Source organism: Mesorhizobium sp. M0894 (genome assembly GCF_040319725.1).
In the GTDB taxonomy this organism is placed as follows: domain Bacteria; phylum Pseudomonadota; class Alphaproteobacteria; order Rhizobiales; family Rhizobiaceae; genus Mesorhizobium.
The window spans coordinates 254,662-279,844 of the sequence record NZ_JAMYOG010000004.1 but is presented as its reverse complement, the minus strand read 5'-3'; the positions used below and the strand labels follow the sequence as shown (position 1 = coordinate 279,844).

Sequence of the window (25,183 nt, the reverse complement as noted above, 5' to 3'; positions counted from 1 at the left end):
GCCGAGACCGCGCACGATATTGAATTCACTTTTTGACCCCGGCCAACGCGGCCGCCTGACCGATCCAGCCGTCACGGCCGATGCGGCCCTTCAACGACAGGTAATCTTCGACCCAGGCGATCTCTTGCGGCGTCCACGCGGCGATCTGGGCGTATGTCCAGATGCCAAGGCCGTTCAGCACCTTTTCCAGTTTCGGCCCGATGCCCGATATCGCCTTGAGGTCGGCCGGCTCAGCTGGCCGGTCCATCGCTTTGGGCTGCTTGAAATCTTCCGGCATCAGCCCGGCCGAGGCATCCGCTGCAACGGTGCTCGCATTCGCCAAGCTCCGCGCCGCGGTGCTCGTCGCAATGTCGGTCACGTCATTGGCGAAGGACTGCGCCTCGGCAATCAGGGTTTTGGTCGCTGCGCGCGCCTTTGTCGAGGAGCTTTTGCCGGTCGCGGAAAAGCGTTCCGTCCTGGCTTCGAAATCCTCGGCGACCGGCTGCCAAAGCCGCTGCGAAGTTTCGGCCGCGCCCGAAAGCACGCCCATCCAGATGCCAAAGGCGTGGTTGGCAAGACCGATGCCGAGTGCCGCCATCGCCGCCGCACTCGCGACAGGATGCGCCAGGAGATTGACGGCATTGGCCATCTCCTTCGGCATCATCCTGGTCAGATCCTGGTTCATCTTCAACAACGGGTCCATATCGGGCGTAAAATCGTCGGGTGTCGAAAACAGCGACATAGGTGGTCTCCTGGTCGTTTCCGTCTGCCCCGCGCTCGTTTCCTCGTCTCGGACATTCGCCCGCATTTTTGAATTCTTCTATTCTGCCGCCGCCAGCACCGGTTCGGCGCGGTGTGCGTTGCGCGAAAACTCGTCGATGCGCCGCTCCACCTCGCCGCGGAAATGTCGCATCAGGCCCTGGATCGGCCATGCCGCCGCGTCGCCAAGCGCACAGATCGTGTGGCCCTCGACCTGCTTGGTCACATCGAGCAGCATGTCGATCTCGCGCTTCTGCGCCTCGCCGCGCACCAGCCGTTCCATCACCCGCCACATCCAGCCGGTGCCCTCACGGCAGGGCGTGCACTGGCCGCAGCTTTCGTGCTTGTAGAAATAGGAAAGCCGCGCGATCGCTTTCACGATATCGGTCGATTTGTCCATGACGATGACAGCTGCCGTGCCGAGGCCCGATTTCAGGTCGCGCAGCGCGTCGAAATCCATCGGCGCGTCGATGATCTGCTCGGCCGGCACCAGCGGCACCGACGCTCCGCCCGGAATGACCGCCAGCAGATTATCCCAGCCGCCACGAATGCCGCCGCAATGCGTCTCGATCAGCTCGCGGAACGGGATCGACATCGCCTCTTCGACGGTGCACGGATTGTTGACGTGGCCGGAGATGCAGAACAGCTTGGTGCCGACATTGTTGGGCCGGCCGAAGGACGAGAACCAGGCGGCACCGCGGCGCAGGATGGTCGGCGCGACAGCGATGGACTCGACATTGTTGACCGTCGTCGGGCAGCCATAGAGGCCGACATTGGCCGGAAATGGCGGCTTAAGCCGTGGCTGGCCCTTCTTGCCCTCGAGGCTTTCGAGCAGCGCCGTTTCCTCGCCGCAGATATAGGCGCCGGCGCCATGATGCATGTAGATGTCGAAATCATAGCCGGAGGTGTTGTTCTTGCCGATCAGCTTGGCCGCATAGGCCTCGTCGATGGCGCGTTGCAGCGCCTCGCGCTCGCGGATGAACTCGCCGCGCACATAGATGTAGGCGGCGACCGCGCCCATGGCGAAGCCCGCAAGCAGGCAGCCTTCGACCAGCGTGTGCGGGTCGTGGCGCAGTATGTCGCGGTCCTTGCAGGTGCCGGGCTCGGACTCGTCGGCATTGACGACGAGATAGCTCGGCCGGCCGTCGCTTTGCTTGGGCATGAACGACCATTTCAGCCCGGTCGGGAAGCCCGCGCCGCCACGTCCGCGCAGGCCGCTGGCCTTCATCTCATTGACGATCCACTCGCGCCCCTTGGCGATGATGCCGGGCGTGTTGTCCCAGGCACCGCGCGCCATGGCGCCGGCCAGCGACTTGTCGAAGCGGCCGTAGATATTGTTGAAGATGCGGTCTCTGTCCTGAAGCATTGCTCGTTCCTCAGACCGGCTTCTTGCCGGTCGGCCGGCTTTTGTTTCCGGGCGACGGCGTGGCCGCCTTGGCGGCAGTCTTCGCCGGTTTAACCTTGGCCTCCGGCGCTTTGAAAGCAGACGCCGGCTCGGCCTTGTTCTTGGGGCCTTTGCGCTGTTTCGAGACGTCCTCGACCTGCGGCTCGGCCTTGTTGGCATTGGCGGCCGAATGCAGCGGCGCTGCAACGCTCGCCGCCTTTTCCGCCGCGGGCGCGACTTTTGTCGCCGATGGCGATTTCAGCGCCGGACTGGTCTCGACAGCGTCGGTCTTCGGCTTGCTGGCATTCGAGGGCGCAACCGGCGCCGGCGCGGCAGAAGCGGCTGGCGGGGCCGGCGCCGCGGGTGCTGCGGCGGCAGCCGCCGGCGCCGCTTCCTTGGCGGCCTTGGTCGCCGCCCTGGTTTCCCGGTCGCGGGTCGCCTTCAGGATCGCCTTTTCACTCTTGAGGGTCGTCAGGCCACTGGCCGGCTCTGAGGTGACGCGGCCGTTTTGCGGTCCTGGCGTCACCGAAGCACCCTTGCCGGCGTCATAGAGGTCGATGATCTCGGCAAGCCGCTCCGGCGTCAAATCCTCGTATGTGTCCTTGAAGACCATAACCATCGGTGCGTTGACGCAGGCGCCGAGGCATTCGACCTCCTCCCACGACAGCGTGCCCTTGTCGTTGGTGTGGAACTGGTCGTGATGGATCTTCGAGCGGCACACATCCATCAGCGATTCCGAGCCGCGCAGCATGCAGGGCGTGGTGCCGCAGACCTGGACATGCGCGCGGGTGCCGACCGGATTGAGCTGGTATTGCGTATAGAAGGTGGCGACTTCTAGCCCGCGAATATAGGGCATGCCGAGCATGTCGGAGATCGTCTCGATCGCCGCCTTGGTCACCCAGCCTTCCTGCTCCTGCGCCAGCATCAGCAAGGGGATGATCGCGGATTGCTCGCGCCCCTTCGGATATTGCTTGATCCACTGCTTCGCCGCTGCCGCATTCGCCCGGTTGAAGGCGAAGGAGGCTGGCTGGAGGCTGGCTTCTGCGAGACGGCGGACTGACATTTAGCGATCGACCTCACCAAAGACGTATAGGTTCGTCATCTTGCTGCGGCCTCCTTACAAAGTTTCGCCGTACCGTCGAAACATTGGAAAGTCGGCGAATTTGTCATGACAGGCGGGCAAACGCCGGATTTACCAGCCAAGCGAGCAACAAGCCGCGCGAACCCTGTTTTGCCGGAAGCGGCTGCCGATACCTCCGCCTTAGAGAAACTCGCGCCATCCGGCGCTGCGACGCTACACTCGCATGTATCTCTCTTGAAATAGAAAGCATCGACATCGGCGGATTCTGCTGTCGCACTTTCTTGCATGCCAAGCGTGACGTAGCTCAGCTTGAAGTGCTGCTTCACAAGATCGGAAGCATCGATAGACGCTCCGCACTCGATTGCATATGCAGGGTGCATTGCGACAGCAATGACGATTAACATGAGGCTCAGAATGCGATTCACCGATCGACCTCACCAAACACGATGTCGAGGGAGCCGAGAACGGCGGTGACGTCGGCCAACATGTGGCCGCGGCACAAAAAGTCCATCGCTTGCAGATGCGCAAAGCCGGGGGCGCGCAGCTTGCAGCGGTAGGGCTTGTTGGTGCCGTCGGAGACGAGATAGACACCGAACTCGCCCTTCGGCGCCTCGACCGCGGCATAGACCTCGCCGGCCGGAACGCGGTAGCCTTCGGTGTAGAGCTTGAAGTGATGGATCAGCGCTTCCATCGAGCGCTTCATCGCCGCGCGCTTCGGCGGCACCACCTTGCCGTCGAGGTTAGACACCGGCCCGCTGCCCTCCTTACCGAGCAACAGGTCGACGCACTGGCGCATGATTTTCGCCGACTGCCGCATCTCTTCCATACGCACCAGATAACGGTCGAAGCAGTCGCCGTTCTTGCCGATCGGAATGTCGAAGTCCAGCTCGGCATAGCATTCGTAGGGCTGCGATTTGCGCAGATCCCACGGCGCACCCGAGCCGCGCACCATGACGCCGGAAAAGCCCCAGGCCCAAGCGTCGGCCAGGGAGACGGTAGCGATGTCGACATTGCGCTGCTTGAAGATGCGGTTGCCGGTCAAAAGCGCGTCGAGGTCGTCGACCGACTTCAGGAACGGGTCGATCCACTTGCCGATGTCCTCGATCAGCTTCTGCGGCAGGTCCTGGTGGACGCCGCCCGGCCGGAAATAGGCCGCGTGCATGCGCGAGCCCGAGGCGCGCTCATAGAACACCATCAGCTTTTCGCGCTCGACAAAACCCCAGAGCGGCGGCGTCAGCGCGCCGACATCCATCGCCTGCGTCGTCACATTGAGGATGTGCGACATAATGCGGCCGATCTCGGAGTAGAGAACTCGAATAAGCTGCCCGCGCTTCGGCACCTCGATACCGAGCAGCCGCTCGGCGGCGAGCGCAAAGGCATGCTCCTGGTTCATCGGCGCGCAATAGTCGAGCCGGTCGAGATAGGGCACGGCCTGCAGATAAGTCTTGTGCTCGATCAGCTTTTCCGTGCCGCGATGCAAAAGCCCGATATGCGGATCGACGCGATCGACGACTTCTCCGTCAAGCTCCAGCACAAGGCGCAAAACGCCATGCGCAGCAGGGTGTTGCGGGCCGAAATTGATATTGAAGTTGCGAACGGAGGTTTCAGCCATTTACTGCTTTGCCTTCTCATCTCCCGGAAGCACGTAATCCGTACCTTCCCACGGAGACAGAAAATCGAAATTGCGGAATTCCTGCTTGAGCTCGACCGGCTCGTAGATGACGCGCTTGGCTTCGTCGTCGTAGCGCACCTCGACGAAGCCGGTCAGCGGAAAGTCCTTGCGCAGCGGATGGCCCTCGAAGCCGTAGTCGGTCAGGATCCGGCGCAGATCGGGATGGCCCGAAAACAGCACGCCATAGAGGTCGTAGGTCTCGCGCTCGAACCAGTCCGCGCCGGGATATATGCCGGTGATCGACGGCACCAGCGTCTCTTCGTCGGCCTGGACCTTGATGCGGATGCGGATATTCTGCCTCGGCGACAGCAGGTGATAGACCACGTCGAAGCGCTTTGCCCGCGACGGATAATCTGCGCCGCAAACGTCGATGATCGAAATGAACTGGCATTTCGGGTCGTCGCGCAGGAAGGTCACCACCTCGATCAGGTCGCGCGGCTCGACCGAGATAGTGAGTTCGCCATAGGCGAGCACCGCTTCGCCGATCCGGCCGGTCAGCTTCTCGCCAAGATAGGTCGAGAGGTCATTCAACGCCTGGGTCATGCCGCTCACCGTTCGATCGTGCCGGTGCGGCGGATCTTCTTCTGCAGCAGAAGGATGCCGTAGAGCAGCGCTTCAGCGCTCGGTGGGCAGCCGGGCACGTAGATGTCGACCGGCACGATGCGGTCGCAGCCGCGCACCACCGAATAGGAATAATGATAATAGCCGCCGCCATTGGCACAGGAGCCCATCGAGATGACGTAGCGCGGCTCCGGCATCTGGTCGTAGACCTTGCGCAGCGCCGGCGCCATCTTGTTGGTCAGCGTGCCGGCGACGATCATGATGTCGGACTGGCGCGGAGACGCGCGCGGCGCGACACCGAAACGCTCGCTGTCGTAGCGTGGCATCGAGGTGTGGATCATCTCGACGGCGCAGCAGGCGAGGCCAAAGGTCATGAACATCAACGAGCCGCTGCGCGCCCAGGTGATCAGCGCCTCGGTCGAAGTGACGAGAAAACCCTTGTCGGCGAGTTCGTTGTTGATCTCCAGGAAGAACGGATCATCCTCCCCCACCGGTCTGCCGGTGTTGGGGTCGATGAGGCCCTTGGGCTTCGGCGCGACGAGCGTGCCGGAACTGTCGTTCAATCCCATTCCAGCGCTCCTTTTTTCCATTCATAGGCAAAGCCGATGGTCAGCACCGCCAAAAACACCATCATCGACCAGAAACCGAGCATGCCGATCTGACTGAACGACACTGCCCAAGGAAACAGGAAGGCCACCTCCAGATCGAAGATGATGAACAGGATCGACACCAGGTAGAAGCGGATGTCGAACTTCATGCGGGCGTCGTCGAACGAGTTGAAGCCGCACTCATAGGCGGAAAGCTTTTCCGGATCGGGGTTGCGGTAAGCCACCAGGAACGGTGCGGCGAGCAGCGCCAGGCCGACGACCAGCGCCACGCCGATGAACAGGACGATGGGCAGGTACGAACCTAAAAGTGCGTTCATGCTGCAGTTTTCCGTTGGCGGCCAATCCACTCTGATTACAGCACCGGACCCACTTGCGGAAGCGTGACAGATTAACCACTGAACCGTTTTAAGGGGGCTCTATGCTGCAACGCGGCGAGGGTTAGCGCAGCGCTTTCGGCGAAGCAAGTCAAACCTTGTTCAAATCGCGGTGCTGGACGGCATATCCGGGAAAACTGGTCCGATCCGCTCCTGTTTGATTTCCTTCACTTTTCACTCCACTTTTCTCTCCTGACATAGATGCCGCCAAAACCTTGCTAGCATGGGGCGGAATCGCAGGTCATTTTCTCTGTCTAACATCGTCCGGATACCGCCTTCATGAAAGAAAAAATCTCGCTTGCCCTGGCCCGTCGCATTGCGCTTGCGGCACAGGGATTCAATGACCCGCGCCCCAGCGGCACGCCTGACCGCCGGCATCTGGCCCGGGTGCTTGCACGTACCGGCCTGCTGCAGATCGATTCCGTCAGCGCCGTGGTTCGCGCCCATTATATGCCGCTCTATTCGCGGCTTGGCCCCTACAAGCTGGCGCTGCTCGACGACGCCGCGGTGACACGCAAGCGCATGGTCTTCGAATATTGGGCGCATGAAGCCTCGTTCTTGCCCGTCGAGACCTATCCGCTGATGCGCTGGCGCATGCGGCGGGCCGAGCGCGGCGAGGAAATGTACAGCGGACTGGCAAAATGGGGCCGCGAGCACGCCGCCTACATTGAGGACATCTATCGCGAGGTCGCTGAACGAGGCCCGATCGCGGCGTCGGCTTTCGAAGGCCAGAAGGGCTCGGGCGGCTGGTGGGGCTGGAGCCATGCCAAGCATGCCTTCGAATGGCTGTTCTGGGCGGGCCGCATCACCACGGCGCACCGGCGTGGTTTCGAGCGGTTCTACGATCTGCCGGAGCGCGTGCTGCCGCCAACGGTACTCGCTTTGCCAGTTCCGTCCCCCGCGGACGCCCACCGCGAACTGCTGCGCATCTCCGCCCGCGCCCATGGCGTCGCCACGGCGGGCGATCTGCGCGACTATTTCCGCCTCTCGCCCGCCGACATCAAGGGCCGCATCGAGGAACTGGTCGAGGCTGGCGACCTGTTGCCGGTGAGCGTCGAAGGCTGGAGCAAAACAGCCTATCTCCACAAGGACGCCCGTTTGCCGCGCAGGATCGAGGCGCGCGCCTTGCTTGCGCCGTTCGATCCCGTCGTCTTCGAGCGGTCGCGCACCGAGCGGTTGTTCGACTTCCACTACCGCATCGAGATCTACACGCCGGCCGAAAAGCGCCAGTATGGCTATTATGTGCTGCCGTTCCTGCTCGGCGACAGCATCGTCGGGCGCGTCGACCTCAGGGCCGACCGCCCGGCCGGCGTATTGCGCGTCCATGCCGCCTATTCGGAGCCCGGCGCCCCGCCGCAAACTGCCGCCGCCCTTTTCGAGGAATTGAAGCAGATGCAGGGTTGGCTCGGGCTCGAGCGCATCGAGGTGACGGCTGCCGGCGACCTCGGCCAGCCGCTCGCAGATATCGCCGCGTCATAGACGTGCGTTGACACGACTGCCTTCACAAGCCTAAATCCGTTCCAGACGGTCCCCTGCCCGCAACGGCAAGGGCCAAGAGGGAATGCGGTGCGAAATCTCGATTTCAAATCCGCGGCTGTCCCCGCAACTGTAAGCGACGAGCCAAGGCCGAAAACCACTGGGATATTCCCGGGAAGGCGGCACCCAGGCGATGACCCGCGAGCCAGGAGACCTGCCGTCTAGGACATAAGAATCCGATCGCCTGGCGGGTTTTCCGGGCAAGGAGCCTGATTTGGAACGCGACAGCAGTTTTCCGGCTGAGACAGCGGATTTATTGTCCGGCCATGGTGATTCCCCGGCCGGCGTTACCGTCATCGTCTGCTCGTCCTGCCGTGACGAGACCGGTTCGGACGCTTATCCCCGCGCCGGCGAACTGCTCGCCGAGCACACGCGCCGCGCCGCTTCCAGCGAAAACATTAAAATCCGCACCGTCGAATGCCTCGGCAATTGCAAGCGCCGGCTCAGCGCCGCGATGCTGCGCGACGGCTGCTGGAGCTATGTCTTCGGCGACCTGACCACGACCAGCGGCACCGATCTGGTGACGGGGGCAAAGCTGTTCGCTACTTCGACGGACGGCCTCATTCCGTGGCGCGGCCGTCCCGATTGCCTGAAGCGCGGCTTGGTTGCCCGCATCCCTCCCCTCGACCTTTTGAAGGACTTGATATGACTTCCCCAGATTCGGCCGCCAACGTTTCGCGCGTCCCCTGCACCGTCGTCACCGGCTTTCTCGGCGCCGGCAAGACGACGCTGATCCGCCATTTGCTCGAAAACGCCAAAGGCAAGCGCCTGGCCATCATCGTCAACGAGTTCGGCGATATCGGCATCGACGGCGAGATCCTGAAGGGCTGCGGCATCGACACTTGCCCCGAGGAAAACATCGTCGAGCTGGCCAATGGCTGCATCTGCTGCACTGTCGCCGACGACTTTGTCCCCGCGCTCGACCAGATCCTGTCGCTGACGCCGAAGGTCGACCACATCCTGATCGAGACGTCCGGGCTGGCCCTGCCCAAGCCGCTGGTCCAGGCCTTCCAGTGGCCGTCGGTGAAAAGCCGCGTCACGGTCGATGGCGTCATCGCCGTCGTCGACGGGCCGGCGCTGGCTGATGGCCGCGTTGCCAACGACATGGACGCCCTGCAGGCGCAGCGCGCGCAGGACGAGACGCTCGACCATGACGATCCTGTCGAGGAGGTGTTCGAAGACCAGCTCGCTTGTGCCGACCTGATCATCCTGTCGAAGAGCGACCTGCTGGACGCAGCCGGCGCGGCGCGCGCCAATGCCGTCATCGGCAAGCATGTTGCGCGGGCGGTGAAGATCGTGCCGACCTCGCAAGGCAAGGTCGATCCGTCGGTGCTGCTCGGCCTTGGTCTCGCCGTCGAGGACGACATCGAGAACCGCAAGACCCATCACGACGACGAGCTCGACCACGAACATGACGACTTTGACTCGTTCGTCATCGACATTGCGTCGGTGTCCGATCCGGACGAGCTGGCACAACGCGTCGCCACGGCGGCGGAGGAAGAAAACGTATTGCGCGTCAAGGGTTTCGTCGACGTCGGCGGCAAGCCGATGCGGCTCTTGCTGCAGGCCGTCGGTCCGCGCGTCAACCACTATTACGACCGCGCCTGGACCGCTGAAGACGATCGCCGCTCGCGCCTCGTCGTCATCGGCCTGAAAGGGCTGAACCGCCCGGCGATCGAGCGTATCCTCGCCGGCTGATCCCAGGTACGAGCCGCGATGCACATCCTCACCACCACATCCGCCTCGCTCGACGATCTCGCCGAGCCTGTCGATCTCAGGCAAACGCCTGCGGATGTCGTGGCGCTGTCCTTCACCGACAGCGACCTCGCCGGGCTGGCGGCGGCGTGGAAGGCAGATGCGGACCGCCTGCCGTCGATGCGGCTCGCCGCCTTGCGCGACCTGCGCCACCCGATGTCCGTCGACCTCTGGATCGACAGCGTCGCCCGCCACGCCAAGGTCGTCCTGGTCCGCATCCTCGGCGGTTACGACTGGTGGCGCTACGGCTGCGACCAGCTTGCCGTTGTCGCGCGAAATCGCGGTATTAAGCTGGCGCTCCTACCGGGCGAGAGCCACGACGAGGATTTGCGGCTGATCGAAGGCTCGACGCTGCCGCGCCAGGAACTTGATGGTCTGCTCGACTATTTCCGCGAAGGTGGCCCGGCGAATATGACGGCGCTGGTGCAGAGGTTGGCAAGTCTCGCCGGATCGGGTGCGGCGGTCGCTGAACCTGTCAGCGTGCCAAAGGCGGGATTTTACGAGCCGGGACGCGGCGTTATAGAAAGAATGGACTTATCAAGCGTCGGCATTCCGTCGCGCCCCCCTCTGTCCTGCCGGACATCTCCCCCACAAGGGGGGAGATCGGCTGTCACTGACCGTCTCGCGACTTCTGCAACATCGAACATTGACGAAGGCGACGATGACCAGGCGATCTCCCCCCTTGTGGGGGAGATGTCCGGCAGGACAGAGGGGGGCGCGACGGAACGCAGCCTAAATCTACCGTCCGCCGAACCCGCCCCCATCATCCCCATCCTGTTCTACCGCTCGATGCTGCTCGCCGCCGATGTCGCGCCCATCGATGCGCTTGTCGAGGCGCTCGGGCAGCGTGGCATAGCGCCGGTCCCCATCTTCGTCTCCAGCCTCAAGGACGCGGCATCGCTCGCCGTTGTCGAAACCGCGTTTGCCGCGCTGAACCCTGCCGCCATCATCACCGCCACAGCTTTCGCCTCGGGCGCCGAACCCGGCGTCGAGACGCTGTTCGACCGCGCCGGAGTGCCGGTGTTCCAGGTCGTCGTCGCGACCACCCGCCGCGACATCTGGCAGAACAACCAGCGCGGCCTGGCGCCCGCCGACCTTGCCATGCATGTCGTCCTGCCCGAGCTCGACGGCCGCATCCTGGCCGGCGCCATTTCCTTCAAGAGCGAAAGCGAGATCGATCCGGCATTGGCCTTCCGCGCCTTCGCCAACCGGCCAGAGCCTGACCGCGTGGCGCAGGTCGCGAACCGTATCGAGGCCTTCGTGCGTCTGCAGCGGACGCCGCGTGCGGAGCGCAAGCTCGCCATCCTGATCCCCGACTATCCGAGCGCGCCCGGCCGCACCGGCTATGCCGTCGGTCTCGACGTGCCGTCCAGCGTGCTGGCGATGCTGCACGACCTGAGCGAACAGGGCTACGCCGTTGAAGGGATTCCGCAAACGCCGCGTCAGTTGCTGGAGGTGCTGGAGCCAGCCGACCAGGGACTGGCTTTGCAGGATTATCTGACCTTCTCGAAGGAATTGCCGCCGGCGGCCATCGCTGCGGTGGAGGCCGCATGGGGGAATACGGATGATGAGACAGGTTCGCGCGAGGCACCCCCCTCTGTGCTGCCGGACATCTCCCCTTCAAGGGGGGAGATTGCGCTGTTGTCTCTGCTTTCGCCAACTACCAAGGGCGTTAAGGGAGAGCCGGCAGCCGAACTGCCAATCTTCCCCCTTGAAGGGGAGATGTCCGGCAGGGCAGAGGGGGGTGTCCAAGCGCCCACCACCGCAAAATTCCCCTTCCGCGCCGCCACCTTCGGCAATATCACCGTAGCCCTCGCCCCTGATCGCGGGCGCTCAGCCGACCGCCGCGCCGACTATCACGACCCGACACTGCCGCCGCGCCATGCACTGATCGCCTTTGGCTTGTGGCTGCGTAAGTCGCTCGGCATCCATGCAATTATCCATGTCGGCGCCCACGGCACGCTGGAGTGGCTGCCCGGCAAGACCGTGGCGCTCAGCGAAAACTGCTTTCCCGAAATCGTCACCGGCCCCCTGCCCGTCATTTATCCTTTCATCGTCTCCAACCCCGGCGAGGCAGCACAAGCCAAGCGACGCATTGCCGCCGTCACGCTTGGCCATCTGCCGCCGCCGCTGACCGGCGCCGGGCTGGACGAAGAGCAGCATAAACTCGAGCGACTGGTTGACGAATATGCCCAGGCCGACGGGCTCGACCGCCGCCGCCGCGACCGCCTGGCGAAGCTGATCGTCGAGACTGCGGAAAAGACCGGCCTCGCCTCAGAGGCCGGCGTCGCCAGGACCGACGCAGCCGACGAAGCCTTGCGCCGCATCGACGCCTGGCTCTGCGATCTCAAGGATTTCGCCATCAAGGACGGCCTGCATATCTACGGTCGCTCGCCTGAGGGCGAAACCGATCCTTTGCGCGAGCAGAGTGCGGCAGCCGAGAAAGTAGCACTCATCGCGGCCCTCGACGGCCGCCATGTCGCCGCCGGTCCGGCCGGTGCACCGGCGCGTGGCCGGCGCGATGTGCTGCCCACCGGCCGCAATTTGTTTACCGCCGACCCACGCACCATGCCGACGCCGACCGCCTATGATCTGGGCAAGGTGGCAGCGGAAGAAGTCGTCCGCAGCTACATGCAATCGCATGGCGACTGGCCGCGCTCGCTGGTCATCGACCTCTGGGGCTCGGCCTCGCTGCGCACCGGCGGTGAGGAGATCGCGCAAGGCCTGGCGCTGATGGGCTGCCGGCCGCAATGGGATTCCGCCACCGGCCGCATCACCGGCATCGAGGTGCTGCCGCCGGCAACGCTCGGCCGCCCGCGCGTCGACGTCACCTGGCGCATATCCGGCCTGTTCCGCGACATGTTCCCAACCCAGATCGCGCTGATCGATGCCGCCGCCAACGCCGTCGCGACCCGCGACGAGGACGATTCGGAAAACCCGCTGGCGGCGAGAACCCGTGCAGACGGCAAGATCAGCCCGCGCATATTCGGCACCTCGCCCGGCACTTACGGCGCCGGCATCGAGGACTTGCTATCAAGCGGCGACTGGGCCGCGCGCGAAGAGATCGGCCGCGCCTATCTCGCCGCCACCTCGCATGCCTATGGCGGCGCCGAGGGCGAAGGCATTTCGGCGCCCGGCGCTTTTGAGGGCCGCATCGCTGAGGCCGACCTTCTGGTTCATACCGGCGACGATCCCGGCCGCGACATCCTCGAAGGCTCGGCCGACGTCGCCTTTATCGGCGGCTTTTCGGCAGCGCTTGCCGCGCTCGGCAAAAACGCTGACGTGATCGTGCTCGACACCACGGATCCGCAAAAGCCCAAGCCACGCTCGGTTGGGGACGCCGTATCCCGCGTCGTACGGGCACGCGCCGTCAATCCGCGCTTCATTGCCGGCCAGATGCGCCACGGGCCGCGCGGCGCCTCGGAATTCGCCGAGACGGTCGACCGGCTTGTCGGCTTTGCCGAGACCACTCATGCCATATCTGGCGCGCTGATCGAGGCCGTGCACGACGCCTATCTCGGCGACCCCGTTGTCCGCGCCTTCATCCTGCGCGAGAACCCGTCGGCGGCGAAGGTCATGGCCGAACGTTTCATGTCGGCACGACGGCGCGGTCTGTGGCATCCGCTGCGCAATTCGATCGATGACGATCTCGCCGCACTGATTGCCGAAGCCCAGGCGCTTGGGGTGGCGGCATGAACGCTTTCTCCCGACGCAGCGCCTGCCCTGCTTTGTCGGCACCGATGCAAACCGGCGACGGGCTGCTGGTGCGGCTCAATCCGGTCGCTGGAGGACTGTTGCCGAAGTCGTTGATCGGACTCTGCGAATCCGCCCTGCGCCACGGCAACGGCATTATGGAAGTGACCGCCCGCGGCAGCTTGCAGATACGCGGCCTGACGCCCGAAAGCGCCCGGCTGCTGGCGATGGAGGTCGATGCGCTGGGTGTTGCCGTTCGCACCGGCGTGCCGGTCGAGACTGGTCCGCTGGCCGGGCTCGACCCGCAGGAAATCGCCGATCCGCGCCCGCTAGCGGAGCGGATTCGGGCGGCAATCGAGGACGCCGGCGTCACGCAGCGTCTTGGCCCGAAGGTCTCGGTGATTGTCGACGGTGGCGGACAGCTGACCTTGGATGCAGTGACGGCCGATGCCAGGCTGGCTGCGGTGCGGACCGATGCGGGGACGCAATGGCAGGTGGCTATCGCCGGCGGCGGTCAGACTGCGACGCTACTCGTCATGGCCGAGGAAGATGCGGCCTGCGACATCGCCGTTGCGATCCTAAGGATGGTTGCCGAAAAGGGGCGCGATGCCCATGCGCGGGATTTGACAGAAAGACAGCTGAGATCTCTGGCAAATTGGCGATCCTTCGCGCCCCCCTCTGTCCTGCCGGACATCTCCCCCACTTGGGGGGAGATTGCGCCCTCATCTCAGCTTTCGCCAATCGATAAGCATGCTAAGAGTGAGCCACCGGCGAAGCTGCCGATCTCCCCCCAAGTGGGGGAGATGTCCGGCAGGACAGAGGGGGGCGCGAAGGATCGCCGGCCCATCGGAGTTTTCGACTTGGCTGCAGCCGGAACCGCCCTCGGCATCGGCCTACCCTTCGGCAGCATGCCGGCGAACCAGATCATCGCTCTCGCGCAGAGCGCGCTGGCCCTTGGCGCCACCGAAATCCGCCTGGCGCCGGGCCGCGCGCTGGTTTTCCTCGGCCTCGCGCCAGCGGCCTGCCCGCCGCTCCACCAAGCCGCCGCAACCCTCGGCTTCGTCACCGACGCCGCCGACCCGCGCACCAGGATCGCCGCTTGCCCGGGTGCTCCCGCCTGTGCCTCCGGCCGCATCGCGACGCGCGAAATCGCCGAGACCATCGCCGTGGAAAACCGCGACATCTTCGATTCTTCCTTGACGCTGCACATCTCCGGCTGCGCCAAGGGCTGCGCCCATCCCGGTCCGGCGGCGCTGACATTGGTCGGTAGCGAAAACGGAGCCGGACTTGTCGTGGACGGGACGGCTAAGATGTTTCCTGCCGGATACAGGCCGGGCGATGACGCCTCGCGCGGCATCGGCGGCGTTGCAGCGGCAATCCGCAGAAAACGACTTCGAGGCCAGACTGCCGCCGCCTGCCTTGCAAGGCTTGGCACGGCCGGCGTCGTCAAAGCTTACCGACAGGAATGAGCATGCCCGCCCAGAACCCCATCACCTACGACTATATTCATGATGGCACAGCGATCTATGAGCGCTCCTTCGCCATCATCCGCGCCGAGGCCGACCTGTCGCGCTTTTCCGAAGCCGAGGCCGACGTCGCTATCCGCATGATCCATGCATGCGGCCAGGTCGAGGCTGCGCGGCATTTCGTTTTCTCACGCGATTTCGTCGCCGCTGCGCGCACAGCGTTGAGCGCCGGCGCGCCGATCTTCTGCGACGCACAGATGGTCTCGCATGGCGTCACGCGCGCGCGGCTGCCGGCCGGCAACGAAGTGATCTGCACGCTGCGCGATCCGCGGACCGCCGACATCGCGAGAAAAATCGGCAACACCCGCTCGGCCGCGGCGATCGATTTGTGGGGCGAGCGCATGGCCGGTTCGGTCGTCGCCATCGGCAATGCGCCGACCGCCCTGTTTTATCTGCTGGAAAAGCTGCGCGATGGTGCGCCGAAGCCGGCGGCGATCATCGGTATGCCGGTCGGGTTTGTCGGTGCCGCCGAATCGAAGGATGCGCTGGCCGAAAATTCCTATGGCGTGCCTTACGCCATCGTGCGCGGCCGGCTGGGCGGCAGCGCCATGACCGCCGCCGCACTCAACGCACTGGCGAGGCCGGGCCTATGAATGCGATCGCAAGAGGTCGGCTGGTCGGCGTTGGCACCGGTCCTGGCGACCCAGAACTCTTGACGCTGAAGGCAGTGCGCGCGCTGGCGGAGGCCGATGTCGTTGCGCATTTCGCCAAGCGCGGCAACAACAGCAACGCGCGTGCCATCGTCGGAACCCATTTTCGCCCTGATTTGATAGAGTTGCCGCTGCTCTATCCGGTGACCACGGAGATCGACAAGGATCATGGCGACTACCGCTCGCAGATCACGGATTTCTACGAGCAGTCGGCCGAAAAGGTTGCCGAGCATCTCAGCGCCGGCAGGATGGTTGTGGTGCTCTCGGAAGGCGACCCGCTTTTCTACGGCTCCTACATGCATCTGCATGTCAGGCTGGCGCATCGCTTTCCGACCGAAGTCATTCCCGGCGTCACCGCCATGTCCGGCTGCTGGTCGGCGACCGGCCTACCGATCGTCCAGGGCGACGACGTGCTGACGGTGCTGCCGGGCACCATGAGCGAATTCGAGCTGACGCGCCGCCTCGCCGACACCGATGCCGCCGTAATCATGAAGGTCGGCCGCAACTTGCCCAAGATCAGGCGTGCGCTGGAGGCGACCGACAAGCTGCCGCGGGCCATCTATGTCGAGCGCGGCACCATGCCGGGCGGCGTCTCGATGCGGCTTGCCGACAAAAAGGACGACCAGGCGCCTTATTTCGCCATCGTGCTGGTCGCCGGCTGGTCGGGGCGGCCAAGCGCGTTGGGAGCCGAAGCATGAGCGGCCGCCTGACCGTCATCGGCCTGGGGCCTGGCAACGCCGACCAGGTGACGCCGGAAGCGAACCGGGCCGTCGCCGAGGCGAAATTCTTCTACGGCTACAAGCCTTATCTTGACCGGCTTGATCTGCGTCCCGACCAGATTCGCGTCGCTTCCGACAATCGCGAGGAGCTAGCGCGCTCCAGGGACGCGCTGCTGAAGGCTGCGGAAGGCCACAATGTCGCGGTCGTATCGGGCGGCGATCCCGGCGTCTTCGCCATGGCGGCGGCCGTCTGCGAGGCGATCGAGGCGGGGCCGGTCGAGTGGCGCGCGGTCGACATCGCCATCGTGCCTGGCATCACCGCCATGCTCGCCGTCGCCGCCCGCATCGGCGCGCCGCTCGGCCATGATTTCTGCGCCATCTCGCTGTCAGACAATCTGAAGCCGTGGGATTTGATCGAGCTGCGCCTGCTGGCCGCGGCCGGCGCCGGCTTCGTCATCGCGCTCTACAATCCGATCAGCAAGGCGCGCCCCTGGCAACTCGGCCGCGCCTTCGAATGCCTTGCCGCGATCCTGCCGGGCACCACGCCGGTGATCTTCGGTCGCGCCGCCGGCCGTCCCGACGAGCGCATCGAAGTTTTCTTGCTGGCGGAAGCCGATGCGCAAAATGCCGACATGGCCACCTGCATCATCATCGGTTCACCGGAAACCCGGATCATCAAGCGCGGTGAAAAACCAGCGCTGGTCTACACGCCGCGGTCGGCAGCGGGCCCAAGAACATGACCGACCAGAAAATGATCGACCATCGCGGCAAGAGATTCGACCGTCTCAGCCGACGTGACGTCCGGCAACGCCGGCCTGCGGATCATGACCACCTCGATGCCGAGCGCCCGCGCTGCGGCGATCTTGCCGTAGGTCGCTTCGCCGCCGCTGTTTTTGGAAACGACGACATCGATGCGGTGCTCTTGAAGCAGCGAGTGTTCGTCCGGCTCCTGGAACGGCCCGCGCGCCAAGAGATAGGTCGCGTCGGGCACAGTAAGTCTTGGTTCGACCGGATCGACGCTACGGATGAGATAGTGGTGCTGGGGTGCAGCCTCGAAGGCAGTGATCTCCTGCCGTCCGAGCGCCAGGAACACGCGGCGCTGCGCCGATCCCAGCGCCGTCACCGAGCTGGTAACACCGTCGACCAGCGTCCACTGGTCACCTTCGGCAGGCTCCCAGCCTGGGCGCTTGAGCGCAACGATCGGCACGCCGGATCGGCGCGCTGCTTCCGCCGCATTGGCGGAGATCTGCGCCGCATAGGGATGCGTGGCGTCGATCAGCAGGTCGACGTCCGTCTCGTGGAGATACAACGCCAGCCCGTCGACGCCACCAAAGCCGCCAACCCGCACCGGCACGCCTTGCGCGGCCGGGTTTTCAGTGCGGCCGGCCAGCGACAGCGTAATCGCGAGATCGGAGCGCACCGAGAGTATTCCGGCCACCTGCCGGGCTTCGGTGGTTCCGCCGAGGATCAGAATGCGGTGGGTCATCATGCCTGCTGAAGGTCCGCGCGCCGCCGTGCTCACTCCAAAATGGCTCACGATCATCGGCATCGGCGAGGACGGTGTAGCGGGTCTCGGCGACGAGGCCAAGCAGTTGATCGCGGGTGCCGAATTCGTTTTCGGCGGCAAGCGCCACCTGGCCCTCGTCGCATCGCTCGCCAAAGGTGAAGCGCGCGCCTGGCCGACGCCTTTCGATGCCGAAATGCGCGACGTGCTGGCGCTCTCCGGCAGACGCGTCTGCGTGCTGGCCTCCGGCGATCCCTTCTACCACGGTGTCGGCGTCACCCTCGCCCGCAAGGTCGCGGCGGAGGATATGCGGGTGATCCCCGCGCCCTCGGCCTTCTCGCTGGCCGCCTCACGCTTGGGCTGGGCGCTACAGGACGTCGAGACCATTTCGCTGCATGGCCGCCCGCTCGACCTGATCCGGCCGTTGCTGCATCCTTGCACCCGCATTCTGGCGCTGACCTCGGATAGCGATGCACCGGAAGCGATTGCCCGTCTCATGACCGAACTCGGCTTCGGCGCCTCGCGGTTGACGGTTCTGGAGGCGCTGGGTGGGCAGAACGAAAGGCTGCGCTCGGCGAACGCCGGCGCTTTCGACCTCGAAAAGATCAACCCACTCAACGTGCTCGCAATCGAAGTTGATTCGACCCCGCAATCACGCGTCCTGCCGCTGACATCGGGCCTTGCCGATCATTTGTTCGAGCACGACGGCCAGATCACCAAGCGCGAAGTGCGCGCCGTCACCCTGTCCGCTCTCGCGCCAAGGCGCGGCGAACTGCTGTGGGACATTGGCGCCGGCTCCGGCTCCATCGGCGTCGAATGGATGCTCGCGCATCCCTCCATGCGCGCCATCGCCGTCGAAGGCGATCCGGCCCGCGCCGCGCGCATCCGACACAACGCCGCGGCCTGCGGCGTTCCCGGTCTCGCCGTCGTTGAAGGTTCGGCACCGCAAGCTCTTGCCGGACTGGAAACGCCGGCGGCGATCTTCATGGGCGGCGGCGGCAGCGATGCCGGCGTGCTGGAAAGAGCCATCGATGCCTTACCCGCCGGCGGCCGCCTCGTCGCCAACGCGGTGACGCTGGAGATGGAGGCACTGCTGCTTTCCCGTCACGCTGCGCTCGGCGGCGAGCTCACCCGCATCGCCATATCCCGTGCTTCGCCGGTCGGTTCGATGCAGGCTTGGCGGCCGGCTATGCCGGTCACCCAATGGAGCTGGGTGAAGCCATGATGGTCGCGGGCATCGGCAGCCGCAAAGGCGTCAGCGCACGCGACGTGCTTGCTGCGGTAGAAACCGCGCTGGAGGCGCACGGGCTTGCCCTGCCCGCGCTTTCGGCGCTCGCGACCGCGTCTCTCAAGCAGGATGAAGCGGCAATCTTCGCCGCCGGACGCGAACTCCGCCTTCCGGTGATCGTTGTCGAGCAGGACGAACTCAAAGCTGCATCTACAACCAGCCACTCCAACCTATCACAGGAGCACGCCGGCACGCCGTCGGTTTCCGAAGCCTCCGCGCTTGCCGCCGCCGGCAAAGGCGCAAAACTGCTCGGACCACGCACCGTGCTCGGTGCTGTCACCTGCGCCATCGCCATCAGCGGAGATGCGGTATGACCGTCCATTTCATCGGCGCCGGCCCGGGTGCCGCCGATCTGATCACCTTGCGCGGGAGCCGTCTGCTCGGCAGTTGTCCCGTCTGCCTCTATGCCGGATCGATCGTCGCGCCGGAGCTGTTGCAGCACTGCGCGCCCGGAACGATGTTGATCGACACCGCGCCGATGTCACTCGACGAGATCGAGGCCGAATATCTGGCAGCCCACGCGGCCGGCCATGATGTCACCCGCCTCCATTCTGGCGACCTTTCCGTGTGGAGCGCCGTTGCCGAGCAGATCCGCCGGCTGGAAAAGCACGGCATCCCTTACACGCTGACGCCGGGCGTGCCGTCTTTTGCCGCCGCGGCCGCCGCGCTGCGCCGCGAGCTGACCATTCCGGAAGTCGCGCAAAGCCTGGTGCTGACCCGCATCTCCGGCCGCGCCTCGAAAATGCCGCCCGGAGAAACACTGGCCGGCTTCGGCCGCACCGGCGCCACGCTCGCCATCCACCTCGCCATCCACGCTGTCGACCGCGTCGTCGCCGAGCTGACGCCCTACTACGGCGCCGACTGCCCAGTCGCGGTCGTCTTCCGCGCCTCCTGGCCGGACGAGCGGGTGTTGACCGGCACGCTGGCGACCATTGAGGCGCAGCTAGGCGCGGATCCGATGGAACGCACGGCGATCATCTTCGTCGGCCGCTCGCTGGCGGCGGAAGATTTTAGTGAAAGTTCACTTTACGACGCCCACTACCAGCGGCGTTTTCGCGGACGAGACGGACCGTGAGCGGCAGCAATAGAAACACTACTGTCGAGCAGGCGCTCACCCGGCTGAACTTCAAGCCGCGCCAGCTGGAGCCCGGACATGTCTGGCTGGCCGGCGCCGGCCCTGGCGATCCCGGCTGCCTGACGCTGGAAGTGCTGGCCGCCCTCGGACAGTGCGACGCGCTGGTTTATGACGCGCTGGTCTCGCCCGAAGTCGTCGCCGTCGCCGAGGGCGCGGAACTGTTCTATGCCGGCAAGCGCGGTGGCAAACCATCGATGAAGCAGGACGACATCACCGCTCTGCTGGTCCGGCTGGCGCGCGAGGGCCGGCGCGTCGTCAGGCTGAAGGGCGGCGACCCCTATATTTTCGGGCGTGGCGGCGAAGAGGCGCTGGCGCTGGCCGGGGAAACCATCCCGTTCCACATCCTGCCTGGCCTGACGTCCGGCCTCAGCGCGCTGGCCGCCACCGGCATTCCCGGCACCATGCGCGGCATCAACAAGGCGCTGATCCTGGCGACCGGTCACGCCGCCGGCACCGATGACGATCTCGACTGGGCGGCCATCGCCCGTACCGGCCAGCCGGTGGTCATCTATATGGGCATGGCCAATCTGCCGCTGATCGCCGCCTCGCTGCTTGAGGGCGGGCTGGCGCCTTCGACGCCCGCCGCGGTAATTGTCGCTGCGACGACACCGCAGGAACGGATCGTCGTCGCCACGCTCGCCACCATTGCGGAAGAGGCAGCGGCCGCCGGTCTGACCTCGCCGGCGCTGATCGTCGTTGGCGGCATCGTCGCGATGCGCGCGGCATTGGCGGGTGAGTCATGACCCGCGCCATCATCATCGGCGCGCCGCGCTCGGGCTCGGGCAAGACCAGCGTCACCATCGGCATTCTGCGCGCGCTCGCCCGGCGCGGCCTGAAGGTGCGCGGCGCCAAATCCGGCCCGGACTATATCGATCCCGGCTTCCACGCCGCAGCCACCGGCCTGTCCGGCGTCAATCTCGACAGTTGGGCAATGCCGCCTGCCCTGCTCAACGCGCTGGCTGGTGAAGCGAACGAGGATGCCGAATTTATCTTTCTCGAAAGCGCCATGGGCCTGTTCGACGGGATTCCGGCTGCTCCAGGACGGTCCGGCTCGGCTGCCGACCTTGCCCGGCTCTACGGCCTGCCGGTGCTGCTGGTGCTCGACGTTTCCGGCCAGTCGACCACGGCAGCGGCCGTCGCCAAGGGTTTTGCCACCTACGATCCGGATGTGCGCATGGCGGGGGTCGTGCTCAACCGACTCGGCAGCGAGCGCCACCGCCGGCTATGCGGCGATGCCATCGAGGCACTCGGGCTGCCTGTCGTCGGCGCTATCTTGCGCGATCCCTCGCTCAACCTGCCCGAGCGCCATCTCGGCCTCGTCCAGGCCGGCGAATATGAGAATCTGATGGCGCACCTCGACCGGCTGGCCGACATGGTCGAGCGCTCGCTCGACCTCGACGCCATCATGGCGCTGGCGGCGCCATTCACGCCCGCGCCGGGCAATTTCGGCGACGCGCTGCCGCCCCCCGGCCAGCGCATTGCACTTGCCGAGGACGCCGCCTTCAGCTTCCTCTATCCGCATGTCGCCATGCATTGGCGCAAGGCCGGCGCCGAGATTATTCCCTTCTCGCCACTCGCCGACGAAGCACTAGGCGACAATTGCGATGTCTGTTGGCTGCCCGGCGGCTATCCCGAGCTTCACGCCGGTCGCCTCGCCGCCGCGGCGAATTTCAGAGCCGGCATGGCGCGGTTCGCCGCTACGCGGCCGGTGCATGGTGAGTGCGGCGGCTTCATGGTGCTCGGCGAGGCGCTCGAGGACGCGTCGGGCGAGACGCATCGAATGCTTGGCCTGCTCGGTCATTCGACCAGCTTCGCCAAGCGCAAGATGAATCTCGGCTACCGCGAGGCGCGGCTGCGTTCCGGGTGTCCGCTCGGCAGCCAAGGCACGCTGATCCGCGGCCATGAATTCCACTACGCGCAGATGGTTGCGACCGGCAATGACGAGCCGCTGGCCGACCTCGCCGACGGACAAGGCAATCCGCTTGGTGCGTCGGGATACCAGCGCGGCAATGTCAGCGGCACCTTCTTCCACGCCATTGCGAGGGGCGAGAGCATGATCCCGAACCGAAGGTCCGCGTCAGCGAAAAGTGGTAGCCGGTTTTCGGAATAGATCATGCTCAAACTCCAGATCCCCTCGCAACGGCAGCTGCTCGACGACATCGCGCTTTGCCTCGTCTTCTTTACCCGGCTGCCGCTGCCGAGAGCCGACTTCCGTGGCCGCAGCCTTGCCGCTGCGATCTGGGCTGCACCCGTTGCCGGTCTCGCCGTCGCTCTGGCCGGTGCCCTGGTCTACGCCGTCGGCACGAGGCTAGGCCTAGCCGAGAGCCCTGCTGCAGCGTTGACCCTTGCCGCGATCCTGCTCGCCACCGGCTGCCTGCATGAAGACGGGCTTTCGGATGTCGCCGACGGCTTTGGCGGCGGCAAGACGCGCGACAGGAAACTGGAGATCATGCGCGACAGCCGCATCGGTGCCTACGGCGCCTGCGCACTCAGCATCTCGCTGCTGATCCGCTGGAGCGTGCTCTCTGGATTCGCCGGCCCGGCCCCTGTCTTCTGGGCTCTCATTGCCGCGCATGCCGCCTCGCGCGGCCTGCTCGGCGCCTTCATGCACCTTTTGCCGCCGGCTCGCAGCGACGGCCTCTCGGCCGAAGCAGGCTTGGTTACGACTGAGACCGCTGGCATCGGTGCCGTACTCGGTGCGGTCGCGCTGCTGGCGCTTGGGTTCGGCGCTGCTATCTTCGCGCTCATCCTGCTTGCGCTTTTGTTTGCCGCCTTCCGCGCGCTGTGCATCAGCCAGATCGGCGGCCAGACCGGCGACACTGTCGGTGCCCTCCAGCAGCTCGGCGAGATCGCAATCCTGATCGTCGCTTCCGTTTCCCTTTCCTGACTCTGTTTCGGAGATTTTGTCCCCATGCCTTTCAAATCGCTCGATGAACTGCGCGCCGCCTGCCTTGACCTGCCCAACGGCAGCGACACCGCGGCCAATGCCGTCGCCCGCCGTCAGGACACGCTGACCAAGCCGCAAGGCAGCCTCGGCCGACTGGAGACGATAGCCGCCTGGCTGGCGCGCTGGCAGGGCCGCGACATGCCAAAGCTCGACCGCGTCAAGGTCTTCGTCTTCGCCGGCAACCACGGCGTCACCGCGCAAGGCGTGTCGGCCTTCCCGTCGGAAGTCACCGTGCAGATGGTGGCGAATTTCGCCGGCGGCGGCGCCGCCATCAACCAGCTTGCCCGCATCGCCGGCGCCGATCTCGATGTTATCCCGCTCGACCTCGACCGTCCGACCGGCGATTTCACGCAAGACGCGGCGATGGACGACGAGGCCTTCCTCGCCGCCGTCTCGGCAGGCTACGACGCGATCAGCAGGGAACTCGACCTTGTCTGCTTCGGCGAAATGGGTATCGGCAACACCACGCCGGCGGCGGCCATCTCGACCGCTCTGTTCGGCGGCGGAGCGGAAAGATGGACCGGGCGTGGCACCGGCGTCGACGATGCCGGCCTTGTGCGAAAGATCGTCGCCATCGAGGCCGGCCTCAAGCGCCACGCCACGGCGCTGGCCGATCCGCTGAAGCTAGCGGCCACCCTCGGCGGCCGCGAGCTTGCGGCGATCTTGGGCGCAACGTTGGCGGCGCGCCACCTGGGCGTGCCGGTGCTGCTCGACGGCTTCGTCTGCACCGCCGCCGCAGCACCCTTGGCAGCGCTGCATCCCGCCGGCCTTGCCCACACCATGGCCGCTCACGTATCGGCCGAGTCCGGCCACCGCCGCCTGTTGGAGGCGCTCGGCCTGCCGCCGCTGCTCGATCTCGGCATGCGGCTCGGCGAAGGCTCCGGCGCCTGTCTCGCCGTCAACATCGTCCGCTCGGCGCTGGAGTGCCACGCCCGCATGGCAAGCTTTGCGGAGGCTGGTGTTTCGGAGAAGTAAGGCGGAGCCAAGCGCGGATCGCGTTGATGAACAAACCCTCACAGATTTTCGGAGACCCCAAACAGGGGCTTCGCGATATTCTTGCGCGGATCATTAGAGATTTCGACAGCAAGAGCGGCGCTTTTGCCGGGCTGAAATACAATTCGCCGTGGATACTCGCCACCGAGGATTGGGCAGAGCGATCGGGCCATACGGTCGAAGAGCTGTGCGAGATGATTTCTCAATGGCGAATCTCAATCTTTTCTGGCGAGCAGACAGACCCGAGAATCGTTCAGATTTTTGAAGATCTTCGCAGCGCCGCGGAGGAGTGGAAAACAGAGACAGGCTATCGCGACCCTCCCAGCCGGTTAACTCCCGAAATGACGAAATTCCCCAACTACAAGGAACTGAAGGCACACACTTGGAAGGCATGGAACTCCATGGGATTAACGAGGCCTTCCCATGACTATGCTATTAGAGACCTTAGTTTTCACGGCGTCATCGAGGATCGGTTCGGCCACAATGTTGTAGTCAGAACGATATTCAAGCTTGGATATGGAGGGCCAATCTGGTTGTATTTTCGCTTTCCCTATTATGCGGAAAACGAGCCGCAGTCTTTTGATCTTACTATGCTCTCGGGTCGGGGAATATGTCGCGCGCTTCAGTTGCCAAGCGCTCCCGAGCTCGAATGGATTGTTGGCAAAAGCAAGACGAACTTTGACGAAATCGACGGCATCGTGGCTATAACGCGGGCGATCCTCACCTACCTGCTCACCGTCCAATAGAAGCCAACACCGTCGGCAACATCAAGCCTGTCACTGCGGGTCGGGTTCCATTCATCAAGAACGATCGTGAGAAGGCAGAGTCCCACATGGGAAGTGAGACGCAAAAAAAATCCGCGTCTCCAGGGTCTTTTCCACCAAGTCTTTGAAATCTTTGGTGGGTGCGCACAGGATTGAACTGTGGACCCGCTGATTAAGAGTCAGCTGCTCTACCAACTGAGCTACGCACCCACTCGGCCGGCAAAACCGGCGTTGGCGGGCATATAGCCGCCGACA

Annotated in this window: 25 protein-coding genes, 1 tRNA gene and 1 riboswitch; of the genes, 16 read left to right on the top strand and 10 right to left on the bottom strand. The window is 64.8% G+C overall.

The features are described from left to right. Nucleotides 1-25: 25 nt before the first annotated feature. The 8 genes from NKH91_RS10525 to NKH91_RS10490 form a co-directional block, all read right to left on the bottom strand. Nucleotides 26-721 (bottom strand): helix-hairpin-helix domain-containing protein, encoded by a 696-nt coding sequence (locus tag NKH91_RS10525; RefSeq protein WP_352483048.1) that lies wholly within the window; start codon nucleotides 719-721, stop codon nucleotides 26-28. Nucleotides 722-799: 78 nt separating this feature from the next. Then, nucleotides 800-2,104, bottom strand: a complete 1,305-nt coding sequence (gene nuoF, locus NKH91_RS10520; RefSeq protein ID WP_352483047.1) for an NADH-quinone oxidoreductase subunit NuoF — start codon at nucleotides 2,102-2,104, stop codon at nucleotides 800-802. Between the two features lie 10 nt (nucleotides 2,105-2,114). Next, nucleotides 2,115-3,185, bottom strand: a complete 1,071-nt coding sequence (nuoE, locus tag NKH91_RS10515; RefSeq protein ID WP_352496386.1) for an NADH-quinone oxidoreductase subunit NuoE — start codon at nucleotides 3,183-3,185, stop codon at nucleotides 2,115-2,117. 35 nt (nucleotides 3,186-3,220) lie between these two features. Continuing rightward, the gene (locus NKH91_RS10510) at nucleotides 3,221-3,628 is read right to left on the bottom strand and encodes a hypothetical protein (protein ID WP_352483044.1); all 408 of its coding nucleotides are present in this window, start codon (nucleotides 3,626-3,628) and stop codon (nucleotides 3,221-3,223) included. Then, a complete protein-coding gene (locus NKH91_RS10505) occupies nucleotides 3,625-4,815 on the bottom strand; it encodes an NADH-quinone oxidoreductase subunit D (RefSeq protein WP_023720747.1) in 1,191 nt (396 codons plus the stop codon). Before NKH91_RS10505 ends, NKH91_RS10510 begins: the two co-directional genes overlap by 4 nt. Beyond that, on the bottom strand, nucleotides 4,816-5,418 hold the full coding sequence (locus tag NKH91_RS10500) for an NADH-quinone oxidoreductase subunit C (RefSeq protein ID WP_023720748.1): 603 nt from the start codon (nucleotides 5,416-5,418) through the stop codon (nucleotides 4,816-4,818). It abuts the gene before it with no gap. Nucleotides 5,419-5,423: 5 nt separating this feature from the next. Then, the gene (locus NKH91_RS10495; protein WP_023720749.1) at nucleotides 5,424-6,005 is read right to left on the bottom strand and encodes a NuoB/complex I 20 kDa subunit family protein; all 582 of its coding nucleotides are present in this window, start codon (nucleotides 6,003-6,005) and stop codon (nucleotides 5,424-5,426) included. Then, nucleotides 5,996-6,361 carry an NADH-quinone oxidoreductase subunit A gene (locus NKH91_RS10490; protein ID WP_023720750.1) on the bottom strand — a complete coding sequence of 122 codons (366 nt, stop codon included), beginning with the start codon at nucleotides 6,359-6,361 and terminating at the stop codon, nucleotides 5,996-5,998. The genes NKH91_RS10495 and NKH91_RS10490 overlap by 10 nt, the downstream gene beginning before the upstream one ends. Before the next feature lie 336 nt (nucleotides 6,362-6,697). Here NKH91_RS10490 and NKH91_RS10485 point away from each other — a divergent pair, with 336 nt between their 5' ends. From NKH91_RS10485 to NKH91_RS10450, 8 genes are all read left to right on the top strand, one after another. Continuing rightward, the gene (locus NKH91_RS10485; protein WP_023720751.1) at nucleotides 6,698-7,897 is read left to right on the top strand and encodes a winged helix-turn-helix domain-containing protein; all 1,200 of its coding nucleotides are present in this window, start codon (nucleotides 6,698-6,700) and stop codon (nucleotides 7,895-7,897) included. Nucleotides 7,898-7,926: 29 nt separating this feature from the next. Further along, nucleotides 7,927-8,130: riboswitch (cobalamin riboswitch) on the top strand. A gap of 38 nt (nucleotides 8,131-8,168) precedes the next feature. Further along, nucleotides 8,169-8,603 carry a DUF1636 family protein gene (locus tag NKH91_RS10480; RefSeq protein ID WP_023720752.1) on the top strand — a complete coding sequence of 145 codons (435 nt, stop codon included), beginning with the start codon at nucleotides 8,169-8,171 and terminating at the stop codon, nucleotides 8,601-8,603. After that, nucleotides 8,600-9,652, top strand: coding sequence for a cobalamin biosynthesis protein CobW (cobW, locus tag NKH91_RS10475; protein WP_023720753.1), 1,053 nt, complete (start codon nucleotides 8,600-8,602; stop codon nucleotides 9,650-9,652). The genes NKH91_RS10480 and cobW overlap by 4 nt, the downstream gene beginning before the upstream one ends. Before the next feature lie 18 nt (nucleotides 9,653-9,670). Further along, complete coding sequence (locus tag NKH91_RS10470) at nucleotides 9,671-13,405, top strand: cobaltochelatase subunit CobN (RefSeq protein ID WP_352844441.1); 3,735 nt, start codon at nucleotides 9,671-9,673, stop codon at nucleotides 13,403-13,405. Continuing rightward, the gene (gene cobG / locus NKH91_RS10465) at nucleotides 13,402-14,871 is read left to right on the top strand and encodes a precorrin-3B synthase (protein WP_352884605.1); all 1,470 of its coding nucleotides are present in this window, start codon (nucleotides 13,402-13,404) and stop codon (nucleotides 14,869-14,871) included. Before NKH91_RS10470 ends, cobG begins: the two co-directional genes overlap by 4 nt. Then, nucleotides 14,868-15,521, top strand: a complete 654-nt coding sequence (locus NKH91_RS10460; protein WP_156948158.1) for a precorrin-8X methylmutase — start codon at nucleotides 14,868-14,870, stop codon at nucleotides 15,519-15,521. The genes cobG and NKH91_RS10460 overlap by 4 nt, the downstream gene beginning before the upstream one ends. Next, the gene (locus NKH91_RS10455) at nucleotides 15,518-16,276 is read left to right on the top strand and encodes a precorrin-2 C(20)-methyltransferase (protein WP_023720757.1); all 759 of its coding nucleotides are present in this window, start codon (nucleotides 15,518-15,520) and stop codon (nucleotides 16,274-16,276) included. The genes NKH91_RS10460 and NKH91_RS10455 overlap by 4 nt, the downstream gene beginning before the upstream one ends. Beyond that, nucleotides 16,273-17,037 (top strand): precorrin-3B C(17)-methyltransferase, encoded by a 765-nt coding sequence (locus NKH91_RS10450; protein ID WP_023720758.1) that lies wholly within the window; start codon nucleotides 16,273-16,275, stop codon nucleotides 17,035-17,037. Before NKH91_RS10455 ends, NKH91_RS10450 begins: the two co-directional genes overlap by 4 nt. Here the strand turns inward: NKH91_RS10450 and NKH91_RS10445 are convergent. Then, nucleotides 17,001-17,783, bottom strand: a complete 783-nt coding sequence (locus tag NKH91_RS10445; RefSeq protein WP_023720759.1) for a cobalt-precorrin-6A reductase — start codon at nucleotides 17,781-17,783, stop codon at nucleotides 17,001-17,003. The genes NKH91_RS10450 and NKH91_RS10445 overlap by 37 nt on opposite strands. A 1-nt stretch (nucleotide 17,784) precedes the next feature. Here NKH91_RS10445 and cbiE point away from each other — a divergent pair, with 1 nt between their 5' ends. The 8 genes from cbiE to NKH91_RS10405 are packed head-to-tail and all read left to right on the top strand — an operon-like array spanning nucleotide 17,785 to nucleotide 24,910. After that, the gene (cbiE, locus tag NKH91_RS10440; RefSeq protein ID WP_352844443.1) at nucleotides 17,785-19,026 is read left to right on the top strand and encodes a precorrin-6y C5,15-methyltransferase (decarboxylating) subunit CbiE; all 1,242 of its coding nucleotides are present in this window, start codon (nucleotides 17,785-17,787) and stop codon (nucleotides 19,024-19,026) included. Next, entirely contained in the window at nucleotides 19,023-19,403 is a 381-nt protein-coding gene (locus NKH91_RS10435) for a cobalamin biosynthesis protein (RefSeq protein WP_023720761.1), read from the top strand. The genes cbiE and NKH91_RS10435 overlap by 4 nt, the downstream gene beginning before the upstream one ends. Beyond that, nucleotides 19,400-20,164, top strand: a complete 765-nt coding sequence (gene cobM, locus NKH91_RS10430) for a precorrin-4 C(11)-methyltransferase (protein WP_352844444.1) — start codon at nucleotides 19,400-19,402, stop codon at nucleotides 20,162-20,164. The genes NKH91_RS10435 and cobM overlap by 4 nt, the downstream gene beginning before the upstream one ends. Beyond that, nucleotides 20,161-20,967, top strand: a complete 807-nt coding sequence (gene cobA, locus NKH91_RS10425) for a uroporphyrinogen-III C-methyltransferase (RefSeq protein ID WP_352496380.1) — start codon at nucleotides 20,161-20,163, stop codon at nucleotides 20,965-20,967. The genes cobM and cobA overlap by 4 nt, the downstream gene beginning before the upstream one ends. Then, the gene (locus NKH91_RS10420) at nucleotides 20,964-22,334 is read left to right on the top strand and encodes a cobyrinic acid a,c-diamide synthase CobB (RefSeq protein WP_352844445.1); all 1,371 of its coding nucleotides are present in this window, start codon (nucleotides 20,964-20,966) and stop codon (nucleotides 22,332-22,334) included. The genes cobA and NKH91_RS10420 overlap by 4 nt, the downstream gene beginning before the upstream one ends. Before the next feature lie 3 nt (nucleotides 22,335-22,337). Continuing rightward, the gene (gene cobS / locus NKH91_RS10415; RefSeq protein WP_352483032.1) at nucleotides 22,338-23,111 is read left to right on the top strand and encodes an adenosylcobinamide-GDP ribazoletransferase; all 774 of its coding nucleotides are present in this window, start codon (nucleotides 22,338-22,340) and stop codon (nucleotides 23,109-23,111) included. Nucleotides 23,112-23,135: 24 nt separating this feature from the next. After that, nucleotides 23,136-24,146, top strand: coding sequence for a nicotinate-nucleotide--dimethylbenzimidazole phosphoribosyltransferase (gene cobT, locus NKH91_RS10410; protein ID WP_352844446.1), 1,011 nt, complete (start codon nucleotides 23,136-23,138; stop codon nucleotides 24,144-24,146). 26 nt (nucleotides 24,147-24,172) lie between these two features. Further along, complete coding sequence (locus NKH91_RS10405; protein WP_352884609.1) at nucleotides 24,173-24,910, top strand: hypothetical protein; 738 nt, start codon at nucleotides 24,173-24,175, stop codon at nucleotides 24,908-24,910. A gap of 152 nt (nucleotides 24,911-25,062) precedes the next feature. Here NKH91_RS10405 and NKH91_RS10400 read toward each other — a convergent pair. After that, nucleotides 25,063-25,138, bottom strand: a tRNA-Lys gene (locus NKH91_RS10400). Nucleotides 25,139-25,183 lie beyond the last annotated feature (45 nt).